The organism is Streptomyces sp. TSRI0107 (genome assembly GCF_001905845.1).
In the GTDB taxonomy this organism is placed as follows: Bacteria; Actinomycetota; Actinomycetes; order Streptomycetales; family Streptomycetaceae; genus Streptomyces.
The window spans coordinates 203,625-215,798 of sequence record NZ_LIVZ01000003.1; the positions used below are offsets into that span (position 1 = coordinate 203,625).

Consider the following 12,174-nt stretch of genomic DNA (forward strand, 5'->3'; position numbering starts at 1 on the left):
GGAGTCACATGACCGCGGCCGACAGTTCCCCCAGCTCCGCGTGGATACGGCGGTACTCGCCCGCACCCGACGCGCCGGTCCGGCTGGTGTGCCTGCCGCACGCGGGGGGTTCGGCGCCCTTCTACGCCGGGCTGGCCAAGGAGCTGGGCCCGGGGATCGACACGCTCGCCGTGCAGTACCCGGGCCGGATGGACCGTCGGCACGAGCGGTTGCTGACGCGTGTGGACGACCTCGCGGCGGGCCTGGTCGCGGAGTTGGTGCCGTGGAGTGATCGCGGGCTCGCCGTGTTCGGGCACAGCCTGGGGGCGGTACTCGGGTTCGAGGTGGCGCGGCGGCTGGAGGCCATGGGCCGCCCTCCGGTCGCGCTGTTCGTGTCAGGGCGGGGTGCCCCGTCGCGCCACCGGCGGGAGTTCGACGGGCGCCCGGACGACCGGACGCTGATCGAGCAGATGCGCCGGCTCGGCGGCACCGACCCGCGTGTCTTCGACAACGAGGAACTGGTGCAGCTCGCGCTGCCGGTGATCCGCGCGGACTACGAGGTCGTGGAGAGCTACCGGTACCGGCCGGGTCCGCCGCTGAGCTGCCCCGTGATCGCATTGAACGGTGAGGACGACCCGAAGGTCCCGGCGGGCGACGCCGACGCCTGGGCCGAACACACCACCGGCGCCTTCGAGACGTTCACCATGCCGGGCGGGCACTTCTATCTGATGGACCGCCAGACCGAGGTGACCGGCATCATCGCCGACCGGCTGGCGCGGCTGACCGAGGCCGAACGGGTCTGAGGGACCTGCGGATCATCGGGCGACCCTGACTGTGTCGCCTGAGACGGTTTCGGTAGTGTGCGGTACAGCGCGGGTGCGAGTCGCCCGTGCGACGGGGGAGGAATCTGCGTGACCGTTCAGTGCATGGTGTCGGGCCCGGCCGTACCGCCGTCGGCGGGCCGTGTGTCCGCGAGGCCGCCCAGACAGCCGTAACGCTTCTTCGAAGCTGTCCGCACCACGACCGAACACCAGTGCCGTGATCCGGCACGCGTTCTCCATCCCCCTTTTCGCGGGTCCGATCGTGGCAGCGGCCGAGGCCACCCACTGACCGGCATCCACACCAAGGACACAAGGGACACGGGGGTTCGAATGTGATGACCACAAAACCGCTATCCGAGCGGGGACTGGACGACGGCACACGCCGGTCCCTGCTGCGCCACATGCTGGTGGCACGGGGCGTCGACGAGGAGGCCCGGCAGCTCCAGAAACAGGGAGCGCTCGATCTCTGGCTGTCGTGTCAGGGCCAGGAGGCCGCGCAGGTGGGGTCCGCCCTGGCGGTGGGACCGGAGCCGGCGATCTTCCCCAGCTACCGTGAACACGCGGTGGCCCTGCTCCGGGGCGTCGCCCCGGACGAACTGCTCGCCCAGTGGGCCGGCCGGACGTTCTGCGGCTGGGATCCCTGGCAGCAGCGCTTCTTCCCCTACACGCTGGTGCTGGCGGCGCAGACGCTGCACGGTGTCGGCTACTCCCTCGGTCAACGGCTGCAGGGACGGGAGGACTTCGTCGTCGTCTACGTCGGCGACGGCGCCACCAGCGAGGGCGACATGTCCGAGGCGATGAACCTGGCCGCCGTCGAGTCCGCGTCGGTGCTGTTCGTCTGCCAGAACAACGGCTGGGCCATCTCCAAGCCGGCCGGCGAGCAGATGCGCACCTCCGTCGCCGAGCGGGCCCGGGGCTTCGGCATCGAGTCGGCCAGGCTGTCCGGGCAGGACCCGGAGGCCGTCTTCGCCGCCTGCCACGAGGCCGCCCGGCACGTACGCGAGTCCAAGTCCCCGTATCTGGTGGAGATTTCGGTGGGCCGGATCCACGGCCATTCGACCTCCGACGCCCAGGAGCTGTACCGCAGCCGGGACGACATCGCGAGCACCCGGGAGTCGGATCCGGTGACCGCCTACGCGGACCGGCTGACCGGCGAGGGGGTGGTGGACGCCGCCTGGCGGGAGTCCGTCGACGCGGAGGTCCGGGAGCTGCGGAACCAGCTGATGAAGAGGTATGCGTGATGGCCCCGGGACGACCCGCCAGCATGGCGGAGACGATCAACGCGACCCTCGCCGACCTGATGGAGCAGGACCCGCGGGTGCTGCTGCTCGGCGAGGACATCGGACGGCTGGGCGGGGTGTTCCGGGTGACCCGGGGCCTCCAGGAGCGGTTCGGCAGGGACCGGGTGCGTGACTCGCTGCTGGCGGAGTCCACCATCGTCGGCCAGGCGGTCGGGATGGCGATCAGCGGGCTGGTGCCGGTGTGCGAGATCCAGTTCGACGGGTTCGTGTACCCGGCGGTGAACCAGCTGGTCACCCAGGCGGCCCGGATCGGCAACCGCTGGAACGGGCAGGTCAGTCCGAGTCTGGTGGTGCGTATCCCGTCCGGTGGCGGCATCCGCGGCGTCGAGCACCACAGCGAGTCCAACGAGGCGCTGTTCGCGCGTGCCCCCGGCATCTCGGTGGCGTATCCGTCCACGGGTGAGGACGCCGACCAGATCCTGCGGTACGCGGTGGGGCTGGGCTCCCCCGTGGTGATGCACGAGCCGATCCGGCTCTACTGGCGCAGGACGGCGCCCGTGCGCAGCGACGTGCCGGCGAAGTCGCCGACGGCGGCCCGGATCGTCCGGCCGGGCACCGACGTGACCGTGGTGACCTTCGGCGCCGTCACCAACGAGGTCCTTCAGGCGGCGCACGCGCTCGGCGACACGGTGGACGTGGAGGTGGTGGACCTGCGCTGGGTCGCGCCGATCGACATGGACACCGTCCTGGAGTCCGTGGCCCGGACCGGGCGGCTGCTGATCGTGCACGAGGCGACGAAGTTCGCCGGGATCGGCGCGGAGGTCGCCGCCGCGGTGGCCGAGCACGGCTTCGACTCGCTGCGCTGCCCGGTCCGGCGGCTGGCGCCCGACCGCCGCGCGTATCCCCCGGCGGACTTCGAGAACGACTATCTGATCGGCGTGCGAGAGATCACGGACGAGGTTCTGGTGATGATGAAGTGAGCGTTGAGCACATCGACATGCACGTCCCGAGCTTCGGGCACGGCCTCGCCGAGGCCCTGCTCGTCGAGTGGGTCGCCGAGGTCGGGGACCACGTCGAGCGGGGGGACGTGATCGCGGTGATGGAGACCGACAAGGCGAGCACCGAGGTCCTGGCGGAGCGGGGCGGACGCGTCGCCGCCCGGTCCGCGGCGGCCGGCACCATCCTCAAGTCCGGCGACGTGCTGTACCAGCTGGCGGCCGAGTAGCCGCCGCCGTGATTTCCGAGCACCCATGTTCTCCGAGGAGAGAGAAATGAACGACATCGAACGCCGGATCGCCGACATCATGCTCACCAAGCTGCGGCAGCGGGACCCGTCGCTGGGTTACGACGACCTCGAGCGGCCGGTGGGCGACCTGGACCTGGACTCCCTCGACATCGTCGAGCTGACCCAGCTGCTGGAGCGGGAGCTGCAGGTCAAGGCCGATCTGCGGGAGACCGCGGGCTTCGGTCTGCTCCAGGACTTCACCGCCTACTTCGTGAAGCTGGCCGAGCGGTGACGAGCGCGGGCATCGTCGACATCGCCACCGCGAAGCCGGGCCGGACGATCGACAACTCGCACTTCGACGCGATCGGCCTGACCGACGAGTGGATCAGGCGCCGCAGCGGGATCGCCTCCCGCGGCTGGCTCGACGACGACGTCTCGCTGGTGGACGTGGCGGCGGAGGCCTGCGCTCCGGTCGTGGGCCGGATGGCCGACCCGGCGTCCGTCGGAGCGCTCGTCGTGGTCAGCACGTCCGTACGGCAGCGGGTCCCGGGCATCGCCCAGAAGGTGGCGGAGCTGGCCGGGCTGCCGTCGTCGGTCATGGCCTTCGACATGAACGCGGCGTGCTGCGGGTTCGTGTACGGGATGGTCACGGGGCTGTCCCTGTGTGAGGCCGGGCAGGCGTCGTCGGTGCTGGTGTGCTCGGTGGAGGCCATGTCGCGGCTGGTGGACCGGAGCGACCGGCAGACCGCCTGCCTGTTCGCCGACGGGGCCGCCGCCGTACTGCTGGAGCGGCGGCCGGAGTTCGCGCCGTTCCGGCATGTCGCGGGCAGCGACGGTTCCGGTGAGGGACTGATGCGGGAGACCGATGCCGGCGGGATCCATCTCGACGGGGTGCAGGTGTACGACCGTGCGGTGCGCCGGATGTCGGAGTCGGCGCGGTACCTCGCCGAGCGGGACCCGGCGCCGACGGTGCTGGTCGGTCATCAGGCCAACGGCCGCATCCTGGAGCAGGTCCGCACGTTCACCGCCGACCTCGGCGTGCCCTTCGTGAACCGCATCGCCCACTTCGGCAACACCTCGTCGGCGTCGATCCCGCTCGCGTTCGCCGACGAGCTGGGTGCGGGCTCGCTGCCCGCCGAGGGCCGGCTGGGGGCCGTCGCGTACGGCGCGGGCGAGGCCTGGGGCGGCGTGTCGGTGAGCTACCGGATACCGGCGGCCCGGTAGCCGGGCACGAGAATTCCTCGATCTTGGGAGGTTGTCATCTACTCGCCTGAAGCCTGGGTGCTTCGCTCCGGTTCGCTCGTCGGCACGCTCGACGGCGGCCCGGGCGGCGCTCTGCAACGGGACCTTTTCACCTTCGGCCCGCTGGAGGAGGGTGAGGCCCTGGTGGAGCCGATCCTCGGCTCCTGGGAGGCCAACATCGATCACGCGCTGGCCCGTTCGCCGATCGATGTGTGCAGCAGCCGCGGCGAGGACGCGGTGGTCCTCGGCAATCTGGGGGTGGTCCGCGTCCTCAAGGTGAACGCGGGCGGCCGGGACGTGCGGGTCCGCGAGGGCGACCTGTGCCTGCTGCTGCCGTTCGGCGTGTGCGACCCCTACGGCTACGCCGAACTCGCCTACGCCTACGACGCCCCGAACACCATCGGTCTGCTGACCAAGCGGTCCAAGATGGACACGCGGGTGCTGCTGCCGATCCCGGCCGACACCGCCTACTCGCTGCCCCAGTGGGCCACCTACGGCCGGTACTTCACGGCGTGGGACAACTGGCAGAAGGCGTACGGCTGCTGGCGGACGCAGATCGCCGACGACGACCCGGCCGGGCACCTGGTGTTCGGCTGGGGCGGCGGGGTGGCGTTCGCCGAACTGATGCTGGCCAAGCGTGCCGGGTTCCGGGTGGCGATGACGGCGGGCTCGGACGAGCGGATCGCCTTCCTGCGCGAGCACGGCATCGTCCCGGTGGACCGCCGGCTCTACCCGGACCTGTCCCTGCCGCCCCGCCAGGCGCGGGCGGACCGGGACCGGCAGGCCCGCCGCCGGCAGTCGGTCGACGCCTTCCTGGGCCTGGTCGACGAGTTGAGCGACGGCAAGGGCGTCGCGGTCTTCGTGGACAACATCGGTGAGCCGCTGTACGACGTCACCGTGAAGTCCCTCGCCCGGCAGGGCGTGGTCACCACGTGCGGCTGGAAGGCGGGCATGCGGCTGTCCCATCTGCGGGGCGCAGAGTGCATCAGCCGGCACATCCATGTGAACACGCACGTGTGGCGGCTGCCGGACTCGCCGGAGATCCGGGACTTCCAGGAGTCCAGCGGCTGGATGGCGCCGGAGGGGTCGACGGTGGTCTACGACTTCGACGAGGTGCCGAAGCTGGCCGACGACTACGCGGAGGGCCGGATCGGGTCCTACTTCCCGCTGTACAGCGTGAACCCGGTCTAGGCTCTGTCGTTTGGATCAGCCCGGCTGTGAGGGACGGTGCGTCCCGGCCGAGTCGAGCGGGGTCTGGTGCGTGCAGCCGCAAGGCGGAGGAGGGAGTCGACGCGGCGCGTCGGCGACTGACGACAACGCGGCAGATGTGCGTGCCAGACCCTGCGACGCCGGGATGATCCAAACGACGGGGCCTAGCCCCGAACCGGGACCGAAAAGGCCCCGCCCGGCGTCTCACGGACGCCGGGCGGGGCCTTCTCACGTTGTCAGGGCCGGGTGCGGGCGAGCCAGTCGACGACCGGGCGGGCCGTCGCGGCGGCCTGTGCCTCCATCATCGACCAGTGGTTCCCCGGCACCTCGACGGCCGTGTGCGGCAGTTGCCAGAACGCCTGCGGGGCGGGGGTTCCGTTTGCGTCGCCGGGAGCTATGCGTTCTCCGGCGCGGACGAACAGGGTGGGTGCCGTGATCTCGGCCGGTTCCCAGTCCGCGAAGAGCCGGAAGTAGCCGCCCATGGCGGTCAGCCGGGTGAAGTCCACCCCGTCCACCAGCCCTTCCCGGTCGAACATGCTGTCCATGAAGACCGAGGCGAAGCCGTCGACGACGTCGTTGCCGGGCAGATAGGTGTCCAGCAGCACCACGCCGGCGGGCTGGACGCCGGTGCTCTCCAGCCGCGCGGCCACGGCGTGCGCGAGCCAGCCGCCGGAGGAGTGCCCGACCAGCACCACCGGTCCCCCGTCGGCCAGCTCCAGGGCCGCGTCCGCCTGGGCGGCGACGGCCGCCTCGACCGACCGCGGCAGTGCCTCTCCGTCGGCGAAGCCGGTCGGCACCAGCACCGACACGTCCCGGACGTCGTGGAAGGCCGTAGCGAACCGCGCGTACTGGTGGGCGCTGGACAGCGCCACCGGGGCGGCGAAGCAGACGAGCGCGGGCCCCTGGGGTCCGTGGCTGAGCCGCGCCGGCTTCGGGGCGTGCCGGGAGGCGTCCGCCGTGGTGAAGGCGGGGCGGATCCGGGAGGCCGCCATCAGCAGTTCCACGCCGTCCTTGTACTGCTCGGCCTCGCACGCCTGCCGGAACAGCGCCTCCACGGAGCCTTCTGGGGAGGAGGTGCGGCCGGCCGCCGGGCGGGCCTGCGGTGCGGCTTCGGCATCGGTGGCCGTCGCCAGCAGCTCCCGCAGGTGGGCGGCGACCGCGGCGGGCGTCGGATGGTCGAAGATCAGCGTGGCCGGCAGCTGGACGCCGCCTGCGGCGGTGAGCCGGTTGCGCAGTTCGATGGCGCCCAGGGAGTCGAAGCCCATGTCCGTGAACGGCTGGTCCGCGTCGATCACCGTGCCGGAGGAGTGGCCGAGCACGGCGGCGACGTGGTCGCGTACCGCCGTGCCGAGGTACTGCTCCCGCTCGGCCTCCGGCAGTTCCGCGAGCGTCTGCCGCAGACGGCCGGTCTCGGCGGCCGTGGGCCGGGCGCGGCGCGCCGGGGCCCGCACCAGGTCCCGCAGCAGCGGGGGCAGCAGGTCGCCCGACGACTGCCCGCCGAGCCCGCTGGGGTCGAGCCGGACGGGCACGAGTGTGGCGTGCTCGCCACGGCCGGCCGCGTCGAGGACCGCCAGGCCCTCCTGGTCCGACAGCGCGCCGAGGCCCGCCCGCCGCAGCCGCTGCAACTCGGCCTCGCCGAGCCCTTCGGTCATGCCGCTGAGCCGCGCCCACATGCCCCACGCCAGGGAGACCGCGGGCCGGCCGCTCGCCCGCCGGTGCTCGGCGAGCGTGTCCAGGAAGGCGTTGGCGGCGGCGTAGTTGCCCTGTCCGGCGCCGCCCAGGGTGCCCGCCAGCGAGGAGAACAGCACGAACAGGGAGAGGTCCGCGTCGGCGGTCAGCTCGTGCAGGTTCCAGGCGCCGTCCACCTTGGGCCGCAGCACCGAGGCCAGCCGCTGCGGGGTCTGCGAGCCGATCACACCGTCCGCGACCACGCCCGCCGTGTGCACCACTCCGGTCAGCGGGTGCTCGTCCGGTACGGCGGCGAGCACCTTCGCCAGTGCGTCGCGGTCGGCGACGTCGACGGCGGCGACGGTCACGGACGCGCCCAGTCCGCGCAGTTCCGCGGCCAGTTCGGCGGCTCCGGGGGCGTCCTCGCCCCGCCTGCTGGTGAGCAGCAGCCGCGGTACGCCGTGTTCGGTCACGAGGTGCCGGGCCACGAGGGCGCCGAGCGCTCCGGTGCCTCCGGTGACGAGGACGGTGCCGTGCGCGCGTGTGCCCGCGTCGGCCGGGGCGGTCACCGCCGCGCGGGCCAGCCGGGCCGCCGACACCACGCCCTGACGGATGATCAGCTGCGGTTCGTCGGTGCCGAGGGCGGCGGGCACCGCGGCGGCGGACTCCTGCGCGGTGTCCACGTCCAGCAGGACGATACGGCCGGGGTGCTCGGCCTGCGCGGAGCGCACCAGCCCCCACACGGTCGCCGCCGCCGGATCCGCCACGGGCGGTGCGGCCGCGCCCCGCGTGACGATCACCAGCCGGGCCGAGGCGAACCGTCCGTCCGCCAGCCAGTTCTGGAGCAGCCCGAGGACGTCCCCGGCCAGCCGGTGCGCACGCTCCACCGGCGTCTCGTCGCCCGCCGGTTCGGGTACGCCGACCAGCACGAGCTCGGGGGTGACGGCACCGGGCTCCCGCAGGGACTCCGCCAGCGCCGGCAGGTCCCGGTGCCGGTCCACGGTGCCGCCCGCGTTCTCGAACGCCGGGCCCAGGAGGGTGTCGGGGCCCAGCAGCGCGCACCGCACGGGGCGGGCCCGTCCCGCCGTGAGCGGCGTCCAGTCCAACCGGAACAGGGAGCGCTGGTAGGCGCCTGCCCGCATCTGTTCGACGCCGACCGGCCGCAGCACCAGCGAGTCAACGGACGCCACCGGATCCCCGGAGGGGTCGACGGCGGCGAACGACACCGCGTCGGGCCCGGCCGGGGCCAGCCGTACCCGCAGGGTGGCCGCGCCCGCCCGGTGCAGCCGCACCCCGTTCCAGGAGAACGGCAGCCGCCCCTGGCCGTCGTCGGCGAGCAGGCCGCCCAGGTTCAGTCCGTGCATGGCCGCGTCCAGCAGGGCCGGGTGCAGCCCGAAGCCCTCGGCGGAGTCCCGCACCGCCTGCGGCGCGGCCACCTCCGCGTACACCTCGTCGCCGAGCTGCCAGGCCGCCCGCAGTCCCTGGAACGCGGGCCCGTACTCCAGCCCGCCGTCGGCGAGCCGCTGGTACAGCCCGTCCACCGGCAGCGGCTCGGAGCCGGCCGGCGGCCACTCCCCCGGCGTCCACGGGAAGGCGGCGTCGGACGTCGCGCCGAGCACACCCTCCGCGTTGAGCGTCCACTCGCCCTCGCCGTCGGCGCCCGCCGCCCGCGAGTACATCCGCAGGGGCCGGGAGCCGCGCTCGTCCGGCGCGCCGACGACCGCCTGGAGGGTGACCGCGCCCTGCTCCGGTAGGACCAGCGGAGCCCGCAGCGTCAGCTCGCTCAGCTCACCGCAGCCCAGCCCCTCCCCGGCCCGCAGCGCCACGTCCACCAGGGCCGTACCGGGCAGCAGCACCGCACCGGCCACGGTGTGGTCGGCCAGCCAGGGGTGGGCGTCGGCCGAGAGCCGTCCGGTGTACAGCGCGCCGCCGCTGTCCGGGAGTTCCACCGCCGCGCCGAGCAGCGGGTGGTCCGTCGTCCCCAGTCCGGCGAACTCGACGTCCCCGGCCGGGAGTCCGTCGTCGAGCCAGTACCGCTCGCGCTGGAAGGCGTATGTGGGCACGTCGACCGTCCTGGCCCCGCGGCCCGCGAAGAACGCCGGCCAGTCGACCGGCACGCCGCGGACGTGGGCCTGGGCGACGGCCGTGGTCAGGGTCTGCGCCTCGGCACGGTCCGCGCGGAGCGCGGGTACGAACAGGCCGTCGGAGGCGGCCTGGCCCATCGCGGACAGGACGCCGTCCGGGCCCAGCTCGACGAGCGTGCGGACACCCAGCTCGTCGAGTGTCCTGACCCCGTCCGCGAAACGGACGGCCTCGAGGACGTGGCGCACCCAGTAGTCGGGGGTGCACAGCTCGTCGGCGGTGGCCGTCGTACCGGTCAGGTTCGAGACGAGGGGGATGCGCGGCGCGTCGTAGGTGAGCTTGTCGGCGACCGCGCGGAACTCGGCCAGCATCGGCTCCATGCGCGGGGAGTGGAAGGCGTGGGAGACCGTCAGGCGCTTGGTCTTGCGGCCCTGCTCGGCGAAACGGGCAGCGATCTCCAGCACTTCGGACTCGTCACCCGAAATCACCACGGACGACGGACCGTTGATGGCCGCGATCGACACGGCGTCACCGGTCAGCGCCTCGGCGACCTCGGCCTCCGTCGCCTGTACGGCCACCATCGCCCCGCCGGACGGAAGCGCCTGCATCAGACGGCCACGCGCCGCGACCAGCGTGCACGCGTCCTCCAGCGACCACACGCCCGCCACATGCGCGGCGGCCAGCTCGCCGATCGAGTGGCCGAGCAGGACGTCCGGGGTCAGGCCCCAGGACTCCAGCAGCCGGAACAGCGCCACTTCGAGGGCGAACAGTGCCGCCTGCGTGTAAACGGTCTGGTCCAGCGCAGCCGCGTCCTCGAAGACCACGTCCTTGAGCGGCCGGTCCAACTCCGCGTCGAACCGCGCGCACACCGCGTCGAACGCCTCCGCGAACACCGGGAACGCCGCATACAGCTCACGGCCCATCCCGACCCGCTGCGCTCCCTGCCCCGTGAACAGGAACGCGGACTTGCCGCGGCGGGAGACCGTGCCTCGTACGACGCCCGGCGCGTCCCCGCCCTCGGCGAGGGCGGTCAGGCCGGCGGCGAGGGCGTCCCGGTCCGCGGCGACGACGGCGGCGCGGTGGTCCATGAGGGTGCGGGAGGTCACCAGGGACAGGCCGATGTCCTGCGGCGCGCCGTCCGGGTGGGTGTCGAGGTGGGTGCGCAGCCGGCGGGCCTGGGCGCGCAGGGCGTCCTCGGACCTGGCGGTGAGCACCCAGGGCACCGTGGTGGTGCGGACGGTGGGCTCCGGGGTCTCGGCCGGGTCCGCAGGCTCCGCGGCGGGGGCCTGCTCCACGATGGCGTGCGCGTTGGTGCCGCTGATGCCGAAGGAGGACACGGCGGCGCGGCGCGGGCGGCCGGTCCGGGGCCAGTCGCGTGGCTCGGTCAGCAGTTCCACCGCGCCCGCGGACCAGTCCACCTGGGGTGAGGGCTCGTCCACGTGCAGGGTGCGCGGCAGTTCGCCGTGCCGCATCGCCATGACCATCTTGATGACGCCGGCGACACCGGCGGCGGCCTGGGTGTGCCCGATGTTCGTCTTGATGGAGCCCAGCCACAGCGGCCGGTCCTCGGGCCGGCCCTGGCCGTAGGTGGCCAGCAGGGCCTGGGCCTCGATGGGGTCGCCGAGCCGGGTGCCGGTGCCGTGCGCCTCCACCGCGTCGATCTCGTCGGCGGCAAGCCGGGCGTCGGCGAGGGCCTGGCGGATGACGCGCTGCTGCGAGGGGCCGTTGGGGGCGGTCATGCCGTTGGAGGCGCCGTCCTGGTTGACGGCGGTGCCGCGTACGACGGCGAGGACCGGACGGCCGTTGCGCCGGGCGTCGGAGAGCCGCTCCAGCAGCAGCATGCCGACGCCCTCGCCGAGGCCGGTGCCGTCGGCGGCGGCCGCGAAGGCCTTCACCCGGCCGTCGGGGGCGAGGCCCCGCTGCCGGGAGAACTCCAGCAGGGTGACCGGGGAGGCCATCACGGAGACACCGCCGGCCAGGGCCATGGTGCACTCCCCGGAGCGCAGCGCCTGGACGGCGAGGTGGAGGGCGACCAGGGAGGACGAGCAGGCCGTGTCGAGGGTGACGGCGGGGCCTTCGAGCCCGTAGGTGTACGCGAGCCGGCCGGAGGCGATGCTGCCGGAGTTGCCGTTGCCGATGTAGCCGGCGACGTCGTCGGGCACGGCGCGCAGCCGGGCGGCGTAGTCGTGGTACATCACCCCGGCGAACACGCCGGTGCGGCTGCCCTTCAGCGCGGACGGGGCGATGCCGGCCCGTTCGAACGCCTCCCAGGAGGTCTCCAGGAGCAGGCGGTGCTGGGGGTCGGTGGCCAGTGCCTCGCGCGGGGAGATGCCGAACGGGGCGGGGTCGAAGTCCCCGGCGTCGTACAGGAAGGCGCCTTCGCGGGTGTAGGCGGTGCCGATGCGGTCCGGGTCGGGGTCGTAGAGGCCGTCGACGTCCCAGCCGCGGTCCCTGGGGAGGCCGGACACGGTGTCGGTGCCCTCGGAGACCAGTCGCCACAGGTCCTCCGGGGACATGACGCCGCCGGGGTAGCGGCAGGCCATGCCCACGATGGCGATCGGCTCCTGGCTGCCGGCCTCCAGCTCGCGCACGCGCAGCTTCGCCTCCTGGAGGTCGGCGGTCACACGGCGGAGATAGCTGAGGAGCTTTTCCTCATTCATCACGTACTCGTCGCTCCTCGCGGATCGTCGTCAAAGGTGTGGGGCAT

Annotated in this window: 8 protein-coding genes; 7 read left to right on the forward strand and 1 reads right to left on the reverse strand. The window is 73.2% G+C overall.

Annotated elements, in window-relative coordinates:
* Positions 1–8: 8 nt before the first annotated feature.
* From AMK31_RS08105 to AMK31_RS08135, 7 genes are all read left to right on the forward strand, one after another.
* On the forward strand, positions 9–782 hold the full coding sequence (locus AMK31_RS08105; protein WP_073939701.1) for a thioesterase II family protein: 774 nt from the start codon (positions 9–11) through the stop codon (positions 780–782).
* 353 nt (positions 783–1,135) lie between these two features.
* Positions 1,136–2,041, forward strand: coding sequence for a thiamine pyrophosphate-dependent dehydrogenase E1 component subunit alpha (locus AMK31_RS08110; RefSeq protein ID WP_079186762.1), 906 nt, complete (start codon positions 1,136–1,138; stop codon positions 2,039–2,041).
* Between the two features lie 23 nt (positions 2,042–2,064).
* Positions 2,065–3,021, forward strand: a complete 957-nt coding sequence (locus AMK31_RS08115; protein WP_241842580.1) for an alpha-ketoacid dehydrogenase subunit beta — start codon at positions 2,065–2,067, stop codon at positions 3,019–3,021.
* The gene (locus AMK31_RS08120) at positions 3,018–3,266 is read left to right on the forward strand and encodes a lipoyl domain-containing protein (protein WP_241842581.1); all 249 of its coding nucleotides are present in this window, start codon (positions 3,018–3,020) and stop codon (positions 3,264–3,266) included. The genes AMK31_RS08115 and AMK31_RS08120 overlap by 4 nt, the downstream gene beginning before the upstream one ends.
* 46 nt (positions 3,267–3,312) lie before the next feature.
* Positions 3,313–3,558: an acyl carrier protein gene (locus AMK31_RS08125; protein WP_073939703.1), complete on the forward strand. Its 246-nt coding sequence runs from the start codon at positions 3,313–3,315 to the stop codon at positions 3,556–3,558.
* The gene (locus AMK31_RS08130) at positions 3,555–4,490 is read left to right on the forward strand and encodes a ketoacyl-ACP synthase III (protein ID WP_073939704.1); all 936 of its coding nucleotides are present in this window, start codon (positions 3,555–3,557) and stop codon (positions 4,488–4,490) included. The genes AMK31_RS08125 and AMK31_RS08130 overlap by 4 nt, the downstream gene beginning before the upstream one ends.
* Positions 4,491–4,547: 57 nt before the next feature.
* The gene (locus tag AMK31_RS08135; RefSeq protein ID WP_073939705.1) at positions 4,548–5,699 is read left to right on the forward strand and encodes a zinc-binding dehydrogenase; all 1,152 of its coding nucleotides are present in this window, start codon (positions 4,548–4,550) and stop codon (positions 5,697–5,699) included.
* Between the two features lie 254 nt (positions 5,700–5,953).
* On the opposite strand, the gene AMK31_RS08145 is transcribed toward AMK31_RS08135, so the two are convergent.
* Positions 5,954–12,130, reverse strand: a complete 6,177-nt coding sequence (locus tag AMK31_RS08145) for a type I polyketide synthase (RefSeq protein ID WP_385310401.1) — start codon at positions 12,128–12,130, stop codon at positions 5,954–5,956.
* Positions 12,131–12,174 lie beyond the last annotated feature (44 nt).